This window comes from Enterobacter cloacae complex sp. P2B (genome assembly GCF_014895985.1).
Classification (GTDB): Bacteria; Pseudomonadota; Gammaproteobacteria; order Enterobacterales; family Enterobacteriaceae; genus Enterobacter; species Enterobacter bugandensis.
On the sequence record NZ_JADBQQ010000004.1, the window covers coordinates 207,155 to 227,522 of the forward strand.

General features: G+C 57.8%; 22 protein-coding genes. 6 read left to right on the forward strand and 16 right to left on the reverse strand.

Annotated features, from left to right (window positions below; translation table 11 throughout):
• Window positions 1-91 precede the first annotated feature (91 nt).
• The gene (gene mug, locus IM313_RS03710; protein WP_048998545.1) at window positions 92-598 is read left to right on the forward strand and encodes a G/U mismatch-specific DNA glycosylase; all 507 of its coding nucleotides are present in this window, start codon (window positions 92-94) and stop codon (window positions 596-598) included.
• Between the two features lie 100 nt (window positions 599-698).
• On the opposite strand, the gene rpoD is transcribed toward mug, so the two are convergent.
• The 3 genes from rpoD to rpsU all read right to left on the reverse strand — a co-directional run bounded on the left by rpoD (window position 699) and on the right by rpsU (window position 4,774).
• On the reverse strand, window positions 699-2,543 hold the full coding sequence (rpoD, locus tag IM313_RS03715) for an RNA polymerase sigma factor RpoD (RefSeq protein WP_028014473.1): 1,845 nt from the start codon (window positions 2,541-2,543) through the stop codon (window positions 699-701).
• A gap of 154 nt (window positions 2,544-2,697) precedes the next feature.
• Window positions 2,698-4,443 (reverse strand): DNA primase, encoded by a 1,746-nt coding sequence (gene dnaG, locus IM313_RS03720; protein ID WP_028014472.1) that lies wholly within the window; start codon window positions 4,441-4,443, stop codon window positions 2,698-2,700.
• A 115-nt stretch (window positions 4,444-4,558) separates the two neighbouring features.
• The gene (gene rpsU / locus IM313_RS03725) at window positions 4,559-4,774 is read right to left on the reverse strand and encodes a 30S ribosomal protein S21 (protein WP_001144069.1); all 216 of its coding nucleotides are present in this window, start codon (window positions 4,772-4,774) and stop codon (window positions 4,559-4,561) included.
• A gap of 236 nt (window positions 4,775-5,010) precedes the next feature.
• On the opposite strand from rpsU, the gene tsaD reads away from it, so the two are divergent.
• Window positions 5,011-6,024, forward strand: a complete 1,014-nt coding sequence (gene tsaD / locus IM313_RS03730; protein WP_028014471.1) for a tRNA (adenosine(37)-N6)-threonylcarbamoyltransferase complex transferase subunit TsaD — start codon at window positions 5,011-5,013, stop codon at window positions 6,022-6,024.
• A gap of 47 nt (window positions 6,025-6,071) precedes the next feature.
• Here the strand turns inward: tsaD and ureG are convergent, their stop codons facing one another.
• The 9 genes from ureG to IM313_RS03775 form a co-directional block, all read right to left on the reverse strand.
• Window positions 6,072-6,689, reverse strand: coding sequence for an urease accessory protein UreG (gene ureG, locus IM313_RS03735; RefSeq protein ID WP_022651876.1), 618 nt, complete (start codon window positions 6,687-6,689; stop codon window positions 6,072-6,074).
• 9 nt (window positions 6,690-6,698) lie between these two features.
• Window positions 6,699-7,373 carry an urease accessory protein UreF gene (locus tag IM313_RS03740; RefSeq protein WP_192971907.1) on the reverse strand — a complete coding sequence of 225 codons (675 nt, stop codon included), beginning with the start codon at window positions 7,371-7,373 and terminating at the stop codon, window positions 6,699-6,701.
• Window positions 7,373-7,912, reverse strand: coding sequence for a HupE/UreJ family protein (locus IM313_RS03745; RefSeq protein ID WP_049000588.1), 540 nt, complete (start codon window positions 7,910-7,912; stop codon window positions 7,373-7,375). Before IM313_RS03745 ends, IM313_RS03740 begins: the two co-directional genes overlap by 1 nt.
• 9 nt (window positions 7,913-7,921) lie before the next feature.
• On the reverse strand, window positions 7,922-8,386 hold the full coding sequence (ureE, locus tag IM313_RS03750; protein WP_192971906.1) for an urease accessory protein UreE: 465 nt from the start codon (window positions 8,384-8,386) through the stop codon (window positions 7,922-7,924).
• A 9-nt stretch (window positions 8,387-8,395) separates the two neighbouring features.
• Window positions 8,396-10,099, reverse strand: coding sequence for an urease subunit alpha (ureC, locus tag IM313_RS03755; RefSeq protein ID WP_192971905.1), 1,704 nt, complete (start codon window positions 10,097-10,099; stop codon window positions 8,396-8,398).
• Window positions 10,092-10,406 (reverse strand): urease subunit beta, encoded by a 315-nt coding sequence (locus IM313_RS03760; RefSeq protein ID WP_049000594.1) that lies wholly within the window; start codon window positions 10,404-10,406, stop codon window positions 10,092-10,094. Before IM313_RS03760 ends, ureC begins: the two co-directional genes overlap by 8 nt.
• Before the next feature lie 10 nt (window positions 10,407-10,416).
• On the reverse strand, window positions 10,417-10,719 hold the full coding sequence (locus IM313_RS03765) for an urease subunit gamma (RefSeq protein ID WP_003862556.1): 303 nt from the start codon (window positions 10,717-10,719) through the stop codon (window positions 10,417-10,419).
• A gap of 10 nt (window positions 10,720-10,729) precedes the next feature.
• Complete coding sequence (locus IM313_RS03770; RefSeq protein WP_192971904.1) at window positions 10,730-11,557, reverse strand: urease accessory protein UreD; 828 nt, start codon at window positions 11,555-11,557, stop codon at window positions 10,730-10,732.
• 137 nt (window positions 11,558-11,694) lie between these two features.
• Complete coding sequence (locus IM313_RS03775) at window positions 11,695-12,708, reverse strand: alpha/beta hydrolase (RefSeq protein ID WP_028014463.1); 1,014 nt, start codon at window positions 12,706-12,708, stop codon at window positions 11,695-11,697.
• Window positions 12,709-12,851: 143 nt separating this feature from the next.
• On the opposite strand from IM313_RS03775, the gene IM313_RS03780 reads away from it, so the two are divergent.
• On the forward strand, window positions 12,852-13,274 hold the full coding sequence (locus tag IM313_RS03780; RefSeq protein WP_047367377.1) for a MarR family winged helix-turn-helix transcriptional regulator: 423 nt from the start codon (window positions 12,852-12,854) through the stop codon (window positions 13,272-13,274).
• A gap of 41 nt (window positions 13,275-13,315) precedes the next feature.
• Here the strand turns inward: IM313_RS03780 and IM313_RS03785 are convergent, their stop codons facing one another.
• Window positions 13,316-14,782: an MFS transporter gene (locus tag IM313_RS03785; protein WP_028014461.1), complete on the reverse strand. Its 1,467-nt coding sequence runs from the start codon at window positions 14,780-14,782 to the stop codon at window positions 13,316-13,318.
• A 92-nt stretch (window positions 14,783-14,874) separates the two neighbouring features.
• A complete protein-coding gene (plsY, locus tag IM313_RS03790) occupies window positions 14,875-15,489 on the reverse strand; it encodes a glycerol-3-phosphate 1-O-acyltransferase PlsY (RefSeq protein ID WP_014833311.1) in 615 nt (204 codons plus the stop codon).
• 107 nt (window positions 15,490-15,596) lie between these two features.
• Here plsY and folB point away from each other — a divergent pair, with 107 nt between their 5' ends.
• Window positions 15,597-15,965: a bifunctional dihydroneopterin aldolase/7,8-dihydroneopterin epimerase gene (folB, locus tag IM313_RS03795; protein ID WP_028014460.1), complete on the forward strand. Its 369-nt coding sequence runs from the start codon at window positions 15,597-15,599 to the stop codon at window positions 15,963-15,965.
• A gap of 107 nt (window positions 15,966-16,072) precedes the next feature.
• The gene (bacA, locus tag IM313_RS03800) at window positions 16,073-16,894 is read left to right on the forward strand and encodes an undecaprenyl-diphosphate phosphatase (protein WP_028014459.1); all 822 of its coding nucleotides are present in this window, start codon (window positions 16,073-16,075) and stop codon (window positions 16,892-16,894) included.
• Between the two features lie 13 nt (window positions 16,895-16,907).
• Here bacA and IM313_RS03805 read toward each other — a convergent pair whose 3' ends face one another.
• Together IM313_RS03805 and IM313_RS03810 are read right to left on the reverse strand one after the other, a co-directional pair.
• Window positions 16,908-18,149, reverse strand: coding sequence for a multifunctional CCA addition/repair protein (locus tag IM313_RS03805; protein ID WP_028014458.1), 1,242 nt, complete (start codon window positions 18,147-18,149; stop codon window positions 16,908-16,910).
• 60 nt (window positions 18,150-18,209) lie between these two features.
• Entirely contained in the window at window positions 18,210-18,830 is a 621-nt protein-coding gene (locus tag IM313_RS03810; RefSeq protein WP_028014457.1) for a TIGR04211 family SH3 domain-containing protein, read from the reverse strand.
• A 229-nt stretch (window positions 18,831-19,059) separates the two neighbouring features.
• Between IM313_RS03810 and IM313_RS03815 the strand changes: the two genes are divergently transcribed.
• Window positions 19,060-20,361: an inorganic triphosphatase gene (locus IM313_RS03815; protein WP_192971903.1), complete on the forward strand. Its 1,302-nt coding sequence runs from the start codon at window positions 19,060-19,062 to the stop codon at window positions 20,359-20,361.
• The last annotated feature ends 7 nt before the right edge of the window (window positions 20,362-20,368 follow it).

Genomic DNA, 20,368 nt, shown 5'->3' on the forward strand with positions numbered 1-20,368 from the left:
AATCCAGCCATTCACACCTGCCTGCTGTTTTTATAAACAACGCATTATCAATCCTTTATACTTCCATTACGACGTATCAGCGGGAGTAAAGATGATCAACGACATTCTGGCCCCAGGCCTGCGGGTGGTGTTTTGCGGAATCAATCCAGGAAAGTCCTCGGCGCACACAGGCTTTCACTTCGCCCATCCGGGCAATCGCTTCTGGAAGGTGATCTATCAGGCCGGGTTTACCGACAGGTTACTCAAGCCGGAAGAGGAGCAGCACCTGCTGGACACGGGCTGCGGAATTACCATGTTGGTCGAGAGGCCGACGGTACAGGCAAGCGAGGTCAACCTGCATGAGCTGCGCAGCGGCGGGCGGGAACTGGTAAAGAAGATTGAAGACTATCAGCCCGCCGCGCTGGCGATCCTCGGTAAGCAGGCCTACGAGCAGGCGTTTAGCCAGCGCGGGGCTAAGTGGGGTAAGCAGAACATCACCATCGGCGTTACGCAGGTGTGGGTGTTGCCGAATCCTAGCGGGCTCAACAGAGCGACGCTGGATAAGCTGGTGGAGGCCTACAGGGAGCTGGATGAGGCGCTGATGGTGCGGGGGCTTTAGCTCCTTTGCGGCCTGATGCCCTCACCCTGGCCCTCTCCCACGGGGAGAGGGAATAAACAAAAAAAGCTCCCGATTGGGAGCTTTTTGCTGTTTACCAGGATTAGTCGTCCAGGAAGCTACGCAGCACTTCAGAGCGGCTTGGATGACGCAGCTTACGCAGCGCCTTCGCTTCGATCTGACGGATACGTTCGCGGGTCACGTCGAACTGTTTACCCACTTCTTCCAGCGTGTGGTCGGTATTCATGTCGATACCGAAACGCATACGCAGCACTTTTGCTTCACGGGCGGTCAGTCCAGCCAGAACGTCGTGCGTGGCGGCACGCAGGCTCTCGGTAGTTGCCGAGTCCAGCGGCAGCTCGAGGGTGGTATCCTCGATGAAATCCCCCAGATGCGAATCTTCATCGTCACCGATTGGTGTTTCCATGGAGATTGGCTCTTTGGCGATCTTCAGCACTTTACGGATCTTGTCTTCCGGCATCAGCATGCGCTCGGCCAGCTCTTCCGGCGTCGGCTCGCGGCCCATCTCCTGCAGCATCTGGCGGGAGATACGGTTGAGCTTGTTGATGGTCTCAATCATATGAACCGGAATACGGATGGTGCGTGCCTGGTCCGCGATAGAGCGGGTGATAGCCTGACGGATCCACCAGGTTGCGTAGGTGGAGAACTTGTAACCACGACGGTATTCAAACTTATCTACCGCTTTCATCAGACCGATGTTGCCTTCCTGAATCAGATCCAGGAACTGCAGACCGCGGTTGGTGTATTTCTTGGCGATAGAGATAACCAGACGCAAGTTCGCCTCAACCATCTCTTTCTTCGCACGGCGGGCTTTCGCTTCACCGATGGACATGCGACGGTTGATGTCTTTGACCTGCTCGATGGTCAGGCCGGTCTCTTCTTCAATTTGCTGTAGCTTCTGCAGACCGCGATAGACATCGTCCTTCACGTCGTGCAGTTTTTCAGACCACGGCTTGTTCATCGCGATAGCCGCGTTGAACCAGGTTTCGCTGGTTTCGTTGCCGGTGAAGAGGGTGATGAAGTTCTTCTTCGGCATTTTGCACTGCTCAACGCACAGCTTCATGATGATGCGTTCCTGGGTGCGTACGCGATCCATCATCACGCGCATGCTGTTTACCAGGTAGTCGAACTGTTTTGGCACCAGGCGGAACTGTTTGAACACTTCAGACAGCTTCAGGATCTCTTCCTGAGCGGCGGCATGGCTGCGGCCTTTCGCTTTGATGGTGTCACGCGTTACTTCGTACTGGGTACGCAGCTCGGCAAACTTCTCGCGCGCCAGTTCCGGGTCGATGCTGTTGTCATCGTCCGCGCTATCGTCGTCTTCTTCCTCATCTTCATCTTCGTCGTCATCCATCTCTTCCTGAGACAGCTCAGAACCGACGTGAGTGGCGGTAGGCGCCATATCTTCTTCAGCGTTCGGGTCGACAAAACCGGTGATCAGGTCAGACAGGCGCGCTTCTTCCGCTTCAACGCGATCGTACTGCTCCAGCAGATAGGTAATCGCTTCCGGGTATTCGGCAACAGAGCACTGAACCTGGTTGATCCCGTCTTCGATGCGTTTTGCGATGTCAATTTCGCCTTCGCGGGTCAACAGTTCAACGGTACCCATTTCGCGCATGTACATGCGGACCGGGTCAGTGGTACGCCCGATTTCAGATTCCACGCTGGACAGGACCTGTGCAGCAGCTTCTTCCGCATCTTCGTCAGTGTTGTTGGAGGTTTCAGCCAGCAACAGATCATCGGCATCCGGTGCTTCTTCCATCACCTGAATGCCCATGTCATTGATCATTTGGATGATGTCTTCGATCTGGTCTGAATCGACGATATCTTCCGGCAGATGGTCATTGACCTCGGCATAGGTCAGATAGCCTTGCTCCTTACCGCGTTGGACAAGAAGTTTCAGCTGTGACTGCGGGTTTTGCTCCATAAGACGGTATCCACACTTAATTCGTTTGATTGGTGTCGGCGATGGTGCTGCCAACCTTTAAAGCGAGGGCGTACTTATATTTTTGCCGCTGCCTCTCAGTGCGGCTGCCGGGGGCTTCCCGATCGATATTCGGCACTTAAGCCGTTAAATTTTTTTATTTCTTCGCCAGTTCCTGGTTAATCATCCAGAGCTCCCGGCGTTCTTCGCTGCTTAAGCCATGGGTGCGCTCGCGAGCTATCAACTCTTCCTGGCGCAACTCAAGCATCGAATCAAACATATGGTTGAGCGAGTCGGTGAACGTTTTTTCTGCAATTTCCTTATCTGCTATATCGTCCCACATCGACAGTTTTTCAAGGGTAGCGGCCTCTTTTGTGCCGCGATAATGCTCTAAAAGTTGTCCGGTGGTCAGACCTGGCTGAGACAAACAAGTGTTGACCAGTTCTGAAAATAAGCCAAGTCCGGGCAACTTTTCGTGGTTCAAACCCGCCAGCGACGGCACTTGCGGAGCAAGTTCGGGGTTTTGCACCAGTAACCCTATCAGTATACGCATGGTTGTGCGTTTTAGCTGAGGCGCGGGGCGAACCGTGCCGTTTTCAGCCTGTTTAGGCATTAAACGTTCAAGCTGGCTGTCATCCAGGATACCGAGCTTGTTGCCTAACTCCTGACGCAGGTAGATGCGCAGCGTTTCGCCGGGCACCTGGCTGATTAACGGCAGCGCCAGGGTACTGAGCTGCGCGCGCCCGTCAGGGGTACTCAAATCCACCTGCGGCATCAGGCTGTTAAACAGAAACGTCGAGAGCGGCTGTGCCTGCTCCATCCGCGCTTCGAATGCCGCTTTGCCCTCTTTACGCACCAGCGTATCCGGGTCTTCACCGTCGGGCAGGAACATAAAGCGTAGCTGACGTCCGTCGGTCATATACGGCAGCGCGGTTTCCAGCGCTCGCCAGGCGGCGTCGCGTCCGGCTCGGTCACCGTCGTAACAGCAGATGACGTTGTTGGTCACCCTGAACAGCAGTTGAATATGATCGGCAGTGGTGGACGTACCTAACGACGCAACCGCGTAGTTAATGTCGTACTGCGCCAGCGCAACGACGTCCATATAGCCTTCGACGACCAGCAGACGCGGAGGTTCCGCATTGTCCTGCTGCGCCTCATAAAGACCGTACAACTGGCGGCCCTTATGGAAAATATCGGTTTCCGGAGAGTTTAGGTATTTCGGCAGGGCATCACCCAATACGCGACCACCAAAACCAATTACCCGGCCACGCTTGTCGCGGATCGGGAACATCACCCGTTCACGGAAGCGGTCGTAGCTTCGTCCCTGGTCGTTAGTGACCAGCATGCCTGCGTCGATGAGGGATTTACGATCTTCGCTATTGCCGCCAAAACGCTTTAACACGTTGTCCCAGCCGGGCGGGGCGTAACCAATAGCGAAACGCGCAATCACATCGTCGCTCAGTCCGCGCTTGTTCAGATACTGACGCGCAGGCTCAGCCGCAGAGTGCTTAAGAGACTGTTGGTAAAACGAATTCAGGCCATCCATCAGTTGATACAGCGTTTGCCGCTGATGGCGCTCGATCTGACTTGGCCCACTGCCTGCTTCATACGGCACTTCAAGATTATGCATCGCCGCCAGTTCTTCGACGGTTTCAACGAACTCGAGCTTGTCGTAGTTCATTAAAAAATCGACGGCATTACCGTGTGCGCCACAGCCGAAGCAATGGTAAAACTGCTTTTCACCGTTTACGGTGAAGGAGGGGGTTTTTTCGTTATGGAACGGACAGCACGCATGGTAGTTCTTGCCCTGCTTTTTCAGCTTTACCCGCGCGTCGATGAGATCGACGATGTCGGTTCTGGCGAGCAGGTCATTGATGAAAACGCGTGGGATTCTTCCGGCCATATGCCCCAAAAATTTAAGCGACTTATAAACGAAAACAAGCCGCGCATTCCTTCCGGAAGCACGGCCTTACGACTACTACTCTGTCTGTCAATTGAGGGCGTTGGCCCTCAACAGATTAGTACAGACGAGTACGGCGTGCGTTTTCGCGAGCCAGTTTCTTCGCGTGACGTTTCACAGCGGAAGCTTTAGCGCGCTTACGTTCGGTCGTTGGTTTTTCATAAAACTCACGACGACGAACTTCAGCCAGAACACCTGCTTTCTCGCATGAACGTTTGAAGCGACGCAGTGCTACGTCGAACGGCTCGTTTTCACGTACTTTAATTACCGGCATGTAACTCTCACCTTTAATAAATTCGGTTTGCCGCTGGCATCAACGCCAGCTTATTTCAAAATGGTGCGGAATTTTACTGCAAATGCTGCTGCTTTGTAAAGCACCGATGCGATTTTGAAAGGGACTTTAATAAGGGTGAGGAGTATACACGAGCCTTCTTCCTGGGGCGAACAAAGTTTTACATCAACCCGCCCAGGCTCTACACTGCGCGGTATTGAAACGAGGTAAAACAAGTCATGCGTGTACTGGGTATTGAAACATCCTGCGATGAAACCGGCATCGCCATTTACGACGACGAAAAAGGGCTTCTGGCCAACCAGCTGTATAGTCAGGTGAAATTGCACGCTGACTACGGCGGCGTCGTACCTGAACTGGCCTCTCGTGACCACGTGCGTAAAACGGTGCCCCTGATTCAGGCGGCGCTGAAAGAGGCCGGATTAAGCTCAACCGATATTGACGCCGTAGCCTATACCGCCGGTCCGGGCCTGGTCGGCGCGCTGCTGGTCGGCGCAACGGTGGGGCGTTCGCTGGCCTTCGCGTGGGACGTTCCCGCCATTCCGGTTCACCACATGGAAGGGCATCTTCTGGCACCGATGCTAGAAGAGAATCCGCCTGAGTTCCCGTTCGTGGCGCTGCTGGTCTCCGGTGGGCATACCCAGCTGATTAGCGTAACGGGTATTGGCAAGTACGAGCTGCTGGGCGAGTCGATCGATGACGCCGCCGGTGAAGCCTTCGATAAAACCGCCAAGCTGCTGGGCCTGGACTACCCTGGCGGCCCGATGCTCTCTAAAATGGCGTCGCAGGGAACGGAAGGGCGCTTTGTCTTCCCGCGCCCGATGACCGACCGTCCGGGGCTGGACTTCAGCTTCTCCGGGCTGAAAACCTTCGCGGCGAATACTATCCGCAATAACGACGACAGCGACCAGACCCGCGCCGATATCGCCCGCGCGTTCGAAGATGCGGTAGTGGATACGCTGATGATCAAGTGCAAGCGTGCGCTGGATCAGACCGGCTTCAAGCGTCTGGTGATGGCGGGCGGCGTCAGCGCCAACCGCACGCTGCGCGCGAAGCTTGCGGAGATGATGCAAAAGCGTCGCGGGGAAGTGTTCTACGCGCGTCCGGAATTCTGTACAGATAACGGGGCGATGATCGCCTACGCCGGTATGGTGCGCCTGAATGCGGGGGCAACGTCCGACCTGAGCGTGTCCGTGCGTCCGCGCTGGCCGCTGGCGGAACTGCCTGAGGCGTAACCCCCTCACCCTAACCCTCTCCCCACAGGGGAGAGGGAAATTTACGACTACACCCGCAGCATCCCTTTCTCTTCCAGAAACGCAATAATCGTCCCCAGGCCGTCACCCGCCTTCAGGTTGGTAAAGGTCCACGGGCGCTCGCCGCGCATGCGGTTGGTATCACGCTCCATCACCTCCAGCGACGCCCCCACATATGGCGCAAGATCGGTTTTGTTGATCACCAGAAAATCGGATTTGGTGATCCCCGGCCCGCCCTTGCGCGGGATTTTTTCCCCTTCGGCCACGTCGATCACGTAAATGGTCAGGTCCGCCAGCTCCGGGCTGAAGGTCGCGCTCAGGTTGTCGCCGCCGCTTTCAACGAAGATCAGATCCAGATTACCGAACTTCTCGCTGAGTGCTTCTACCGCCGCGAGGTTCATTGAGGCATCTTCGCGGATGGCGGTATGTGGGCAGCCGCCCGTCTCCACGCCCACGATGCGCTCCGGCTCAAGCGCGCCCGCCTCGGTGAGGATGCGCTGATCCTCTTTGGTGTAGATATCGTTAGTGACCACCGCCAGATGGTACGTGTCGCGCATCGCCTTGCAGAGCGCTTCCAGCAGCGCGGTTTTGCCCGATCCTACCGGACCGCCCACGCCCACGCGCAGGGGATGTTTGTAATCAGCCATGTTGACTCCTCAGGAACGGAATAGTCGTGAATATTGTGTTTCGTGGCGCGCGGAGGCGATGGCCGACAGTGGCGTAGCTGCCCCCAGCGCGTCGTCGCCACGTAAAAATGCCTGTTCAAACCCGTCGGCAAAATGGTCGCTCAGGTCGATAATCAGCTGCTGTGCGGCCTGCTGCCCGAACGGCACCAGCTTGACGCCCGCCATCACCGCGCTCTCTATCCAGCTGTAGCCGAGGCTCAGCGCCAGCTCGCGCGCGCCAATGCCCCAGCGCACGCCGAGCCACGCCATGCCGCAGAGCTGGCTCTGCGCAAACAGCGGCAGCCACTCTGCCGGGCAGTTCGGCTCCCAGCTTTTAATCAGGCGCGTAAAGGCCGCACCACGGTTGCGCTCCTCTTCGCGCAGCTCGCGCGTTTCCCGGCAGGCGAGCAAATATGCCGTCCAGCGTTTTGCTGCCGCGACGTCCTGCTGTTCGCAGGCCCGGAACAGCCGGATAAACATCGGCAGATCGACGCAGAAAAAGCTCTGCTCCATCTGCTGGATCTGCCAGCGCCTGAAGGCGTCGGTGCTCGTAACCCAGCCCGCCTCAACGGCCCACTCCAGCCCCTGCGACCAGGTAAACGACCCGACCGGCAGGCTGCTGCTGGAGAGCTGCATCAGGCGCAGCCGCTGGCGGGCATGCTCCATCAGCTCATCAGCGCCAGCAGGGCGGAGACGATCAGCCCGCCGCCGAAGGTTTTACGCAGACCGTCGTGGCGGCGCAGCAGCAAGCCTGCGGCGAAACTGGCGCCCAGCACCGTCGCGCTGGCCAGCATAAAACCGCTGGTGAACAGCCAGAAGCTGTGGCCAGACATCTCCACGCCGTGCGCCCAGCCGTGGAACATCGCCAGGGCAGGCACCGCCAGCAGCAGGCGGTTTTCGGTTTTAAACATCATCACGCCGCAGACCGCCAGCGAGGCGATAATCAGCATCTCCATGCCGCTAAAGCCGCCGAGCAGGCTGCCCGCAACGGCGCCGACAAGCATCATGCCGAGGGTGGCAAACGGCAGCAGGAGCTTGCGGCCGCTCAGGGCAGATAGCACGCCAGCCCCGGTCAGCATCAGCAGGTGATCCAGCCCGGTCAGCGGGTGGAGAAAACCGGCCTGAAAGCTGTCGGCGCCGTGGCCGGGATGCGCGAGCGCGGGAACGGAAAAAGCCAGCAGTAACAGCGGTAAATACTTACGCATGATTGATCCTTAATGTGAATGGGCGTGAGAATGGCTATGGCTGTGGGTATCGCTGGCGTAAGCGCCCGCTTCCGGTTCAAACGGCAGGCTGGCGAAGGTTACCTCCAGCCCGAACTGGCGCAGCATATCGTCGAGAACGTGATCGTGGTGATAACGCAGCTCGCCGGGCATGACCTGCAGCGGTACGTGGCGGTTGCCCAGGTGGTAGCAGGCGCGGGCGAGTAGGAACGGATCGGCGCAGCGCACCACGGAAATCGACTCCGGGGCGGCGATCACCTCAATCACCTCGCTGCCGTCTTCGTTACAGAGCAGGTCGCCCCCGCGCAGCAGCAGGCCGCGCGGCAGCATCAGTCCGGCTTCACGACCGTCGTTCAGCGATACGCGGGCGCGGCTTTTCACCCGCACGTCAATCGGCAGCGTGACGCTGGCGGTGATCGGGTGCGCGTGGTCCAGACGTTGTGTTAAGTAGATCATCTTCACTCCTTAAAACAGGAAATAGCGTTGCGCCATCGGCAGAACGTCAGCCGGTTCGCTGGTTATCAGTTCACCGTCGACGCGCACCTCGTAGGTTTGCGAATCGACGGTGATGTTCGGCTGCAGGGCGTTGTGGAGCATGTCCGCCTTTTTCACCGTCCGGCAGCCTTTTACCACCGCCGTGGCGCTCTGCAGGCTGAGCTGCTGCGGGATGCCGTTAGCGTGGGCCGCCTGAGAAACAAACGTCAGCCGCGTGGCGTGACGTGCTGCGCCCAGCGCGCCAAACATCGGGCGGTAATGCACTGGCTGCGGCGTGGGGATCGAGGCGTTGATGTCGCCCATCGGTGCGCAGGCGATCATCCCGCCTTTGACGATGGTGGCCGGTTTTACACCAAAGAAGGCGGGGGACCAGACCACCAGATCCGCCAGCTTGCCCGCCTCAATCGAGCCCACTTCATGGGCGATGCCGTGGGTCAGCGCCGGGTTAATGGTGTATTTGGCGACATAGCGCTTCACGCGGAAGTTGTCGTTATCGCCCGTCTCTTCCGGCAGCGCGCCGCGCTGGACCTTCATGCGGTGCGCCACCTGCCAGGTGCGGATAATCACTTCCCCGACGCGGCCCATGGCCTGCGAATCTGACGAGGTGAGCGAGAACGCGCCGATATCGTGCAGCACGTCTTCCGCGGCGATGGTCTCCCGGCGAATGCGGGATTCGGCAAACGCCACGTCCTCGGCGATATCCGGGTCAAGGTGATGGCAAACCATCAGCATGTCGAGGTGCTCGTCGATGGTGTTCACCGTGTAGGGCAAGGTCGGGTTGGTGGAAGAGGGCAGAATATTCGGGTGCGCGCAGGCGGTGATGATATCCGGCGCGTGGCCGCCGCCCGCGCCTTCGGTGTGGAAGGTGTGGATCGTGCGCCCGCCGATGGCCGCCAGCGTGTCTTCGACAAACCCGGACTCGTTCAGCGTGTCGCTGTGCAGCGCCACCTGAATATCCATCTCTTCGGCCACCTCCAGCGAGCAGTTAATCGCCGCGGGCGTCGCGCCCCAGTCTTCGTGGATCTTCAGCCCGATGGCGCCGGCGGCGATCTGCTCGCGCAGGGCATCCGGGTTGGAGCCGTTACCTTTGCCGAGCAGGCCAATATTCACCGGCAGCGTATCGGCGGCCTGCAGCATGCGGGCGATATACCACGGCCCCGGCGTGCAGGTGGTGGCGTTGGTGCCCGCCGCCGGACCGGTGCCGCCGCCAATCATGGTGGTGATGCCGGAGACCAGCGCCTCTTCCGCCTGCTGAGGGCAGATCCAGTGGATGTGGGTGTCGATCCCGCCAGCGGTGACGATCTTCCCCTCGGCGGCAATCACTTCCGTCGCGGCGCCGATCGGGATCGTCACGCCGGGCTGAATGTCCGGGTTCCCGGCTTTGCCGACGGCGAAGATCCGCCCGTCCTTCACACCGATATCGGCCTTCACGATCCCCCAGTGATCGACGATCAGCGCGTTGGTGAGAACCAGATCCACGCAGCCGTCAGCGGTCATCTGCCCCTGACCCATGCCGTCGCGGATCACCTTCCCGCCGCCGAACTTGACCTCTTCGCCGTAGACCGTGAGATCGTCTTCCACTTCGATCCACAGCTCGCTGTCCGCCAGCCGCACCTTATCCCCGGTAGTGGGGCCGAACATGTCGGCATACGCCTGACGTGAAATTTCAGCCATGTTTCACCTCGCCCATTACCTCGCCGCGAAAGCCAAAAATGCGCTGCGCGCCCGTCACCTGCACCAGCGTCACCTCTCGCTTCTGGCCTGGCTCGAAGCGCACGGCGGTGCCCGCCGGAATGTTCAGCCGGTAGCCCCTGGTGGCTTCGCGATCAAACTTCAGCGCGGGGTTGACCTCGTAAAAGTGGTAGTGCGATCCGACCTGGATCGGCCTGTCGCCGTGGTTTTCCACAATCACGCTTTGAGTGTCTCGCCCGACGTTGATCGCAATAGTGCCGGGCTGGATCTGGTATTCACCTGGGATCATCACGTGCTCCTTACACGATCGGGTTGTGGACGGTGACGAGCTTGGAGCCGTCCGGGAAGGTGGCTTCCACCTGTATATCCGGGATCATCTCCGGCACGCCCTCCATCACCTGATCGCGCGTAAGGACGTGGCGGCCCGCCTCCATCAGCGAGGCGACGGTTTCGCCATCGCGCGCGCCTTCCATGATGAAGGCGCTGATCAGCGCGACCGATTCCGGGTAGTTGAGCTTTACCCCGCGCGCAAGGCGGCGTTCGGCAACCAGCGCGGCGGTAAACAGCAACAGCTTGTCTTTTTCTCTGGGGGTCAGTTCCATAACGTTTCTCTTATGTCTGCCAGATGCGCGGCGAACAGGCGGTTTTGGTAGTAAGAAGCGGGCGAAGCGACTGCCAGATGTCGCGCATCGCCCGCTGGCAAATCAGGTTGTCGTGGGAGAGAAAACGCACCGACAGCAGATCGTCGGTGAGCGTTGCCCCCGCAAAATGGCCCAGAGGCGCGAGCAGCGCGCGCACCGTGTCGAGATGTTCTTCCCGGGCCGGATAGAACAGCAGGGTGCCGATCCACGGGTGTCCGGCAACGGGCGTGAGATCGCCGTCGCCGAGGTGCTGGCGCTCTATCAGGCGCGGTTCGTCATCCACCCACACCTCAAGGCGGCTCTCCAGCGTGCCGTGGCTGAAGGTCTCACCGATTACCGGGCGGCCCAGGCAGTACAGCTCCCACGCCAGCAGCGTGCTGGAGGCCTTAAGGTGGAAGACGGAACACAGCGCGGCGTTCGCGCCGGGAAAGATAATGGTGTCCTGCGGCAGCCACTCCAGCGTGGCGTTTTCATCAAGATAAAAGTGCTGGCTCAGACGCGCCTGCGGGCCGCTGCTGCGGTAGAACTTGCTGGCGCCGGGCATGGTGATAAGCGCGTGGCTTTTGGCATCGAGCCGAACGGAAATATCCAGCGTATCGCCGCCCACGACGCCGCCGGGCGGGTGCAGCAGATAGAGGTGGCAGGTTTTTCCTTCGGGGTAAAACGGACGTTGTACGGTGAGCGGCCCGACGTGGCGCGCGGAACGCAGGAGGGTTTTCTCAGGGGCGTGACAAAACTGCAGGGCAAGCGACGCCTGCCAGCCTTTATACGTATTATCAGTGACCTGAGCTGCTAACATGCTGCTTCCATCTGCGCATCATCGGGGTCGTTTCAGTATGCCCTGGCGGAAATGAAGGCTGTCATATGAGTCGCTTATGGATAGAGGGAATTAAAAAGCACGGCCCGGGGCCGTGCTCTGTATGAAGCATGACGATCCTATTTCAGGTGGTCATGCAATGCTGCACCTGCCTGCTCAAGGGCGACTTTAACCGTTGGCTCCTGGCTCAGCGGGTTAAGCAGGCCGTAATCGTGGATCATGCCGTTATAGCGCGTGACGGTCACCGGGACGCCAGCCGCATCCAGTTTACGCCCGAATGCTTCACCTTCATCCCGCAGAACGTCCAGCTCAGCTGTCTGAATCAGCGTCTCCGGGAAGCCTTTCAACTGTGCAGTGCTGGCGCGAAGCGGAGAGGCAAGGATATTGTTACGATCGGCAGCGCTGGTGGTGTAGTTATCCCAGAACCATTTCATCATGTTTTTTGACAGGAAGTAGCCATTTTCGAACTGGTGATAGGAAGCCGTATCAAAGCTGGCGTCCGTCACTGGCCAGAGCATCACGTTGTAGCGAATTTTTGGCCCATTAAACTGTTTGGCCTGCAACGCCACTGAAGCCACCATGTTGCCGCCCACGCTGTTACCTACCAGGCCCAGACGGCTGCCGTCCACGCCAATTTCCTGGCCGTGCTCGGCTACCCATTTTGTCGCTTCATAGGCCTGATTGATTGCCACCGGGAAATGGGCTTCAGGTGACGGTGTGTAATCAACGTAAACCGCTGCGGCGCCTGATGCGCGAACCAGATCGCGGATTAAACGTTCGTGGGTTGGAAAATCACCCAGCACCCAACCGCCACCGTGGAAGAACATAAATACCGGGAGCGTACCGGCAGCATGTTCAGGCTTCACAATTTTAAGGGCGATCGTCTGGCCATTGACCTGGATCGTTTTTTCAGTCACCTGAGCGGGCGGCAATTTTGCTCCTTGCTGTGCGCCGATCAGTACCTGGCGGGCCTCCTGCGGGGTCATCTGTTCCATCGGTTTCCCTTTGCCAGCATTCAGGACATCAAGAAATGCCTGTACGCCTGCGGTCGGGGCTGGAGTATTGGTGGTTTGAGCGGATGCCGCGGCTGACGCGAAGACGGAAGAAATCAGGATGGCGGTTAATGTTTTCATGGTGGTACCCCTTTTAACGTATTTGATTGGATAACTAAATAGTGCGCTACTTAATTGTTGGTGTAATACTTGCGCGCAAGATACTTTTAGTCAAACATTATTTATAATTTTTTTTAGACAACAGATTCAGGGTTGATAGAAAAATGAAAGAAAACAAAACACTAGATGATTTATTGTGCTTCTCGCTGTACTCGGTCACCAATGCGTTCGTGCGCCAGTATCGCCCCCTGCTGCAGGAGATGGATCTGACCTATCCGCAATTTGTTGTTTTGATGGCGCTTTATGAGAAAGACAACATCCCGCTTCGCGATCTCAGCGATAAAACCTATTTTGATTCAGGCACATTGACCCCGCTGGTTCAGAAGCTTGAGGCAAAAGGTTTTCTCAACCGTATCGCGGTTGTGGGGGATGAAAGGATGAAAAATGTCGTATTGACCGATAAGGCGAAAGAACTGAAAAAGCAGGTGATGGCGCTGCCGGACCAGATTCGCTGCAGCATGCGGATGAATGATGATGAGCTGGAAATGCTAAAAAAACTCTCCCGAACGCTGCTGGAAGATTTGTAAGCGCACTTCGGTGGGGCTGAACCCACCGAAGCGATGTGTCGTTACCGGTAGTCCTCCGCATCCACATCATACCCGGACGGCTCCCAGCGGATCGCCAGCAATGACGCCAGACCGATAAACGGCGCCAGCGCAATCACCCAGAACACGGCGGTGTCGAGAGACGCGACCAGCAGCGGGAACAGAAACAGCGACAGCGTGGAGCTGCTGCGCATCAGCGTCTGGTTGAGACCCACGCCCACACCGCGCAGCGAGGTCGGGTAGCTCAGCGAGGCGAACGTCATGGTATGCGCGCCCGGGCCAAATCCCTGACCGAACAGGAAAAGCGCCAGCATCGCCACGGCAAGCACCCCTTCAGAAGCACCGTCCGGTCGACCAATCAGCGCCAGCCCCAGCAGCGCCACAAGCTGACAGGCGTAACCCGCCAGCGACATCCGCCAGGCGCCGAAGCGCGGCACGTAGCGCACCGCCAGTAATCCGCCGATAAACGCAAAAAGCAGGTTCAGCGCCAGCGAGATCACAATAGTGGTCAGCATAGACTGCACGAAGAAGCTTGAAATAATCACCGGCAGGCCAAAGGCCACGGCGTTATAGGCGAACGAGGAGACGACGGACAGCAGCGTGGCGAGCGTGGTACGCCGCAGATAGATGCCGCGGAACAGGTTCAGATAGTTCGACCATTTGGCTTTATTCACGACAGGCGCAGGCTGGGTGAGCGCATCCTGCGGGACGTGGGCGTTAATATTGTACGACTGCCGCAAAATGGACGCCGCCTCTTTCAGGTTGCCCTGATTCGCCGCCCAGACCGGCGATTCGCTCATATAGCGGCTGCGGATGGCGATAATCACCAGCGCGGGTACTGCACCAAAGCCGAGAATCAAACGCCACAGCCAGTCGCTGTGGCTTTCCGGCAGCACGGCGTAGAAAAAGAGAACCAGAAGGTAAGAGATGCTGATCGCCGCATACCAGGTAGGGCACCACATCGCGACGCTGGAGGCCTTATTGCCCGGCCCTTTCAGCCTGGCAAACTCGCTCAGGAACGCCATCGCCACGGGAAGGTCGATCCCCACGCCAAGGCCCATCACAAAGCGCGCGCCCGCCAGCACATATTCATTCGGGGCCAGCGCGCAGGCGATAGCGGCGACGACAAAGAATACCATGTCGGCCATAAAGACGCGGTAGCGCCCGATTTTATCCGTTAGGTAACCGCCAAGCAGCGCCCCGACAATCGCACCAAAGGTAATCGCCGAGGCCACCATGCCGGTACCGGCGGGCGTCAGGTTAAATTCGCGTGTGATGTCTTTAATGCCGAACGCCAGCGCGCCCAGATCGTAGGCATCGAGGAAAATCCCGCCCAGAGCGATACCCACCACGATCCGGGCGTTAGCCCGGCCCTGTGAGCCGTCATTAACGAGACGTGAAACGTCCGATGCACTGCGCACCCACTGAATGTCGCCATCAGGGGGAATTCCTGCCGTTGAAAGGGGAGTGGTGTCTGTGATTTCTGCCATTTTCTTTTTGTGTGGTTGTGTTGTGTCTCTAACAGTTACCACAGGCAGAAGGTGACAAAAATCACATTTGGTTATAAGGCATAACTAACCGCCTACTCGGGATCTTTTTTCTTTCGCTTGAGCTTCGTCCAGATCTTCGTTTCCTGGCGTCGCCACAAGCGCTGGATATTGTCGTGATGACGCAGCAGAATCAGGCAGGAGAGCATCGATACCGGGAAGGTGAATTGGGGTTTAAACCACCAGACGTAAAACGGGGCAATCAGCGCGCTGACGATGGCACCCAGCGACGAATAGCCGCTCAGCAGAATGGTCAGCAGCCAGGTCCCGGCCATGACGCCGGTTAAGTCCCATCCGATGGGCGCGATGGCACCAAAGGCGGTCGCCACCCCTTTGCCCCCTTTAAAGCCGAAGAATACGGGCCAGATATGGCCGACGCAGGCGGCGATGGCGATGAGCCCCAGCCAGAATGGCGTGACGCCCAGCGCATACGCGCCCCAGACGGGTAGCATCCCCTTCAGAACATCAAAAATCAAAACCGCTACGGCTGCTCCCTTGCCGCCAATTCGAAGCACGTTGGTCGCTCCCGGATTCCCGGAACCACTTTCACGCGGGTCAGGTAACCCGGCAATGCGGCAGACCAGAATGGCGCTGGAGATTGAGCCGCAAAGATAGGCGAGGAGGATCATTCCAGGCGCGATTGCACTCATAACGCTGTTCCGTTTTGAAAATGTATCTGTATTCTCAGCATCTGTGGATAATACGCATAATTCGCCGGAAGTGGTATCCGGTTTAGCCAAAAAGCAGGCAGGTCGTGATGGATATTGTATTTATAGAGCAACTTTCGGTAATCACCACAATTGGTGTTTACGACTGGGAACAGACCATCGAGCAGAAACTGGTGTTCGATATCGAAATGGGATGGGATAACCGCAAATCGGCAAAAAGCGATGACGTGAATGACTGTCTGAGCTATGCCGACATCAGCGAAGCGGTGATCGGCCACGTGGAAGGACAGCGTTTTGCGTTGGTGGAACGGGTGGCGGAAGAGGTGGCGGATCTGCTGCTGACCAAATTCAACTCACCGTGGGTACGCATTAAGCTGAGCAAGCCGGGCGCGGTGGCGCGCGCCGCCAACGTAGGCGTGATTATCGAGCGTGGCACAAATCTGAAAGGAAAGATTTAACGTCATAATTGCTAAACCATTTTAGGTTATATCGGTCTTAAGGCTGTATCTTTCACGGTAGCCGTTAGGGGCGACCGTTTTTTTATATCTTTTTTAGGGGTTTATAGATGAGCGATATGCACTCGCTGCTGGTGGCGGCAATTCTGGGTGTGGTCGAAGGATTGACGGAGTTTTTGCCGGTTTCCAGTACGGGCCATATGATTATCGTTGGCCATCTGCTGGGCTTCGAAGGCGATACCGCAAAGACGTTTGAGGTGGTAATTCAGCTGGGCTCGATTCTGGCGGTGGTGGTGATGTTCTGGCGTCGCCTGTTTGGCCTGATAGGCATCCATTTTGGCCGTCTGCCGCAGCGTGAAGGAGAGGGCAAAGGCCGCCTGACGCTGATTCACATCCTGCTCGGGATGATCCCGGCGGTGGTATTGGGGCTGGTATTCCACGACACCATTAAATCGCTGTTTAACCCGATTAACGTCATGTACGCGCTGGTGGTGGGCGGTTTCCTGCTGATTGCCGCGGAAGTGCTGAAGCCAAAAGTCCCGCGTGCGGAAGGCCTGGACGATATGACCTATCGTCAGGCGTTTATCATTGGCTGCTTCCAGTGTCTGGCGCTGTGGCCGGGCTTCTCCCGTTCAGGTGCGACCATTTCAGGCGGGATGCTGATGGGCGTGAGCCGCTATGCGGCGTCCGAATTCTCGTTCCTGCTGGCGGTGCCGATGATGATGGGCGCCACCGCGCTGGACCTTTACAAAAGCATTGGCTTCCTGACCACAGGTGATATTCCGATGTTTGCCGTGGGCTTTATCACCGCCTTTATCGTGGCGCTGATTGCCATCAAAACCTTCCTGCAGCTGATTAAGCGTATCTCGTTTATTCCGTTCGCGATCTACCGCTTTATCGTCGCGGCTGCGGTGTACGTGGTCTTCTTCTGATAACCGATTGCCCTCACTCTTTCGGCTGAGGGCAACGCTTTTCCTTCCACGCGGTAACCGCGTCAATCCGCCGTTTGGTTAGCTCCTCGCGAATCTCCGGGCCTTTAAATCCTGCCTCAACCACGTCTTTCGTTGGCACCGCTTTTGCGACTTCCCACGCTTCGCGCAGCAAACGCCCCTGGGGATAATCGGACGCTTCAAACCCGGTGCGACCGCGCACGTCCGCTTCGCTGGTGAGCGCAATCTGCTCCACGCGCTGCGGCTTGCGCCAGGCGTCGATATTATCGAACAGCTTCACGATGGTGGCGGGCTTCAGGATCGGGAAGGTATGGATCAGGTCGTGGAACTCGGCGACCAGCTTTGCCAGATCGCGGATGTCATTCGGCACGCGCAGACGCTGGCAGAGCCCGTCAACCAGCTTTACGCCCGCCGGACCGTGCCCGTGATGGCGCGGCCAGAACTCTTTCGGCGTTAAGCCTTTGCCGAGATCGTGGCACAGGGTGGAAAAACGTACGTCCACCTCAGGGCTGAGCATGGCGGCCATGCTCAGCGTCATCAGCGTGTGCACGCCGGTATCAATTTCGGGATGCCATTTCGCCGGTGCGGGCACGCCAAACAGCGCGTCGATTTCCGGGAACAGCACCTTCAGCGCGCCGCAGTCGCGCAGAACCTGGAAAAAGACCTGCGGGTTGCGGGTGGTGAGGGCATTTTCCGTCTCTTTCCAGACGCGCTCCGGCGTCAGGTGTTCCAGCTCGCCCGCCTCGGTCATGGCCGTCATCAACGCCATCGTCTCATCCGCAATACGGAAGCTCAGATGCGCGTAACGCGCGGCAAAACGCGCCACGCGCAGCACGCGGAGCGGATCTTCAGAAAATGCCGGGGAGACGTGACGCAAAAGACGATCGCGCAGGTCGTCCTGCCCGCCGTAGGCGTCGATGATATGGCCGTTTTCGTCCTGGGCCAGGGCGTTAATGGTGAGATCGCGGCGCAGCAGATCCTGCTCCAGCGTCACATCCGGCGCGGCGTAGCAGGTGAAGCCGGTATAACCGGAACCGGATTTCCGTTCGGTACGCGCCAGGGCGTACTCTTCCCGGCTTTTCGGATGCAGGAACACGGGAAAATCGCGGCCTACCTGCTGGTAGCCCGCGTCGAGCATCTCTTCCGGGGTGGCGCCCACCACCACCCAGTCTTTATCTTTGACCGGCAGACCTAATAACGCATCACGTACCGCACCACCGACCAGATAACTCTTCACGCCCAACTCTCCCGTTTTCTCTTTTCCAGAATGATACGTAAGTCTGGCAGAGAAGACGAATTAGTTCATCCAGCGATCTTTACGCTTACGGCTTGGGATCAGATGTGGCAGAACCAGACCCAGCACCAGACCAACGCCCAGCACGCCGCCACCATACATAAACCACTGCATGATAATGGTGCGCTGTTTGTCATCAAGCTGCAGGTTCGCGGCGTTCACTTTTTTCTGCGCGACGATCAGCTCGTTTTTGAGCTTTTGATTCTCTTCTTTCAGACCGTTGATCACGCCGTCGCTCTGCGCCACTTTCTGCTGCATTTCAGCGGTGCGCTGGTTCCAGGTCCCGTCGATGTTGTTCAGCTTGTCGGTGAGGGTCTTCACCTGATTTTCCAGATCCGGCACGCGGGTGCGCAGGCTTGGCACGGTGCTCAGCTCTTTCATTGGGATCCAGGAGGTACGGCCGGAACTGTCGCGAACCTGACCGTAATTGGTCTCCGCGTTGGTCTGCAACAGGGTGACTTCCTCGCCGGCATTCACCGTGCCCACGAGGCGATAATTATCTCCGGGGCCACTGCGCACCCAGGTGTTAAGTTCGTCAGAAACGTAACGCTTCTCTTCAGCGTGCACTGCGGTTGCGGCGCTAAAAGCGAGTAAAGTAAGTCCAATCAGGCGTAATTTAAGCATCATTAGTCGTTATTTTCATAAAAAGTGGAACGATAGTAGTGGCAACAGTGTCTCTACGCAAAGCATTCATCAGCAATCAGAATCATCTGTGTCACGACTCTACACATTTACGCCCGACAAATTGCTCATTGCATGGCAATTTGGCGCAAAATACTATGTACTGACAAATAAATGGCGAGGAAGTTCGCCCTCATTGACGCGTCTGTGACGCCCGCAAAAGTACAAGGCTATGGCTCAGGAAATCGAATTAAAATTTATCGTCGAAAAAGACAGCGTTGACGCGCTCCGTCAGCATCTGAATACGCTCTCCGGCGAGCACCATGAACCCGTACCGTTGGTCAACATCTACTACGAAACGCCGGACAACTGGCTGCGCAACCACGATATGGGGCTGCGCATCCGCGGCGCGAACGGACGCTACGAGATGACGATGAAAATCGCCGGCCGCGTGGTCGGCGGTTTGCATCAGCGCCCGGAATACAATATCGACATCAGTAAGCCAGAACTTGAGCTGGAACGTTTCCCGGCGGAAGTCTGGCCGGAAGGCGAACTGCCCACCACGCTGGCTGGGCAGGTGCAGCCGCTGTTCAGCACCGATTTCGCTCGCGAGAAATGGCTGGTGACGGAAGGCAAAAGCCGCATTGAAATCGCGTTGGATTTAGGCGAGGTGAAGGCGGGTGAGTTCCAGGAACCGATCTGCGAGCTGGAGCTGGAACTTCTGGAAGGGGATGCGAGCGACGTGCTGAAGCTGGCGCGCAAGCTGGTAAGCCAGCCGGGTTTACGTCAGGGCAGCTTGAGCAAAGCGGCGCGGGGCTACCACCTGGCTGCCGGAAATGCGCCACGCGTGCTGAGAGAGACTCCGATTTTGCGCGTCGTCCCGAAAGCCAGCATTGAGCAGGGCATGGAAGCGGCGCTGGAGCTGGCGCTCTCCCAATGGCAGTACCATGAAGAACTGTGGGCGCGTAACGTCAAAAATGCCAAAAAACAGGTGCTGGCCGCTATCGGACTGGTGCGTCATACCCTGACGCTGTTTGGCGGTATCGTACCGCGTAAAGCTAGCGCTCACTTACGCGATCTGCTGACCCAGACCGAAACGCTGCTGCTTTCCGACGTGTCGGCGCAAACCGCGCTTTATAGCCCGCAAAATGCCGCGGCAAAACTGGCGCTGACCGAGTTTCTGGTGACGCGCGGCTGGCGCGTCTTCCTCGATGCAAAAGCGCAGACCAAAATCGCAGACAACTTTAAACGCTTCGCGGATATCCATCTTTCCCGCCACGCCGCCGAGCTGAGAACCACCTTCGCGCATCCGCTGGGCGACCAGTATGCCGACCAGCTTCCCCGCCTGGCGCGTAATATCGACAGCATATTGCTTCTGTCGGGAGCGTACGAGGGCGTGAAGGCGCAGGCCTGGCTGGAGAACTGGCAGGGGCTTAAGCATGCCATTGAGACCCGTCAGCAGATTGAGATCGAGCATTTCCGCAACGAAGCCATTTCGCAGGATCCATACTGGCTGCACAGCGGAAAACGTTAATTCTGGC

Bases quoted from the DNA above. Each gene is read 5' to 3' on its own strand.
- ureE (WP_192971906.1), bottom strand. From the start codon at position 8,386: ATGATCTACTTAACACAACGTCTGGACCACGCGCACCCGATCACCGCC.
- IM313_RS03780 (WP_047367377.1), top strand. From the start codon at position 12,852: ATGAAAGAAAACAAAACACTAGATGATTTATTGTGCTTCTCGCTGTAC.
- ureG (WP_022651876.1), bottom strand. From the start codon at position 6,689: ATGGCTGATTACAAACATCCCCTGCGCGTGGGCGTGGGCGGTCCGGTA.
- folB (WP_028014460.1), top strand. From the start codon at position 15,597: ATGGATATTGTATTTATAGAGCAACTTTCGGTAATCACCACAATTGGT.
- IM313_RS03775 (WP_028014463.1), bottom strand. From the start codon at position 12,708: ATGAAAACATTAACCGCCATCCTGATTTCTTCCGTCTTCGCGTCAGCC.
- IM313_RS03770 (WP_192971904.1), bottom strand. From the start codon at position 11,557: ATGTTAGCAGCTCAGGTCACTGATAATACGTATAAAGGCTGGCAGGCG.
- IM313_RS03745 (WP_049000588.1), bottom strand. From the start codon at position 7,912: ATGCGTAAGTATTTACCGCTGTTACTGCTGGCTTTTTCCGTTCCCGCG.
- IM313_RS03765 (WP_003862556.1), bottom strand. From the start codon at position 10,719: ATGGAACTGACCCCCAGAGAAAAAGACAAGCTGTTGCTGTTTACCGCC.
- ureC (WP_192971905.1), bottom strand. From the start codon at position 10,099: ATGGCTGAAATTTCACGTCAGGCGTATGCCGACATGTTCGGCCCCACT.
- IM313_RS03760 (WP_049000594.1), bottom strand. From the start codon at position 10,406: ATGATCCCAGGTGAATACCAGATCCAGCCCGGCACTATTGCGATCAAC.
- IM313_RS03815 (WP_192971903.1), top strand. From the start codon at position 19,060: ATGGCTCAGGAAATCGAATTAAAATTTATCGTCGAAAAAGACAGCGTT.
- rpsU (WP_001144069.1), bottom strand. From the start codon at position 4,774: ATGCCGGTAATTAAAGTACGTGAAAACGAGCCGTTCGACGTAGCACTG.
- IM313_RS03810 (WP_028014457.1), bottom strand. From the start codon at position 18,830: ATGCTTAAATTACGCCTGATTGGACTTACTTTACTCGCTTTTAGCGCC.
- tsaD (WP_028014471.1), top strand. From the start codon at position 5,011: ATGCGTGTACTGGGTATTGAAACATCCTGCGATGAAACCGGCATCGCC.
- bacA (WP_028014459.1), top strand. From the start codon at position 16,073: ATGAGCGATATGCACTCGCTGCTGGTGGCGGCAATTCTGGGTGTGGTC.
- rpoD (WP_028014473.1), bottom strand. From the start codon at position 2,543: ATGGAGCAAAACCCGCAGTCACAGCTGAAACTTCTTGTCCAACGCGGT.
- dnaG (WP_028014472.1), bottom strand. From the start codon at position 4,443: ATGGCCGGAAGAATCCCACGCGTTTTCATCAATGACCTGCTCGCCAGA.
- plsY (WP_014833311.1), bottom strand. From the start codon at position 15,489: ATGAGTGCAATCGCGCCTGGAATGATCCTCCTCGCCTATCTTTGCGGC.
- IM313_RS03785 (WP_028014461.1), bottom strand. From the start codon at position 14,782: ATGGCAGAAATCACAGACACCACTCCCCTTTCAACGGCAGGAATTCCC.
- mug (WP_048998545.1), top strand. From the start codon at position 92: ATGATCAACGACATTCTGGCCCCAGGCCTGCGGGTGGTGTTTTGCGGA.
- IM313_RS03740 (WP_192971907.1), bottom strand. From the start codon at position 7,373: ATGGAGCATGCCCGCCAGCGGCTGCGCCTGATGCAGCTCTCCAGCAGC.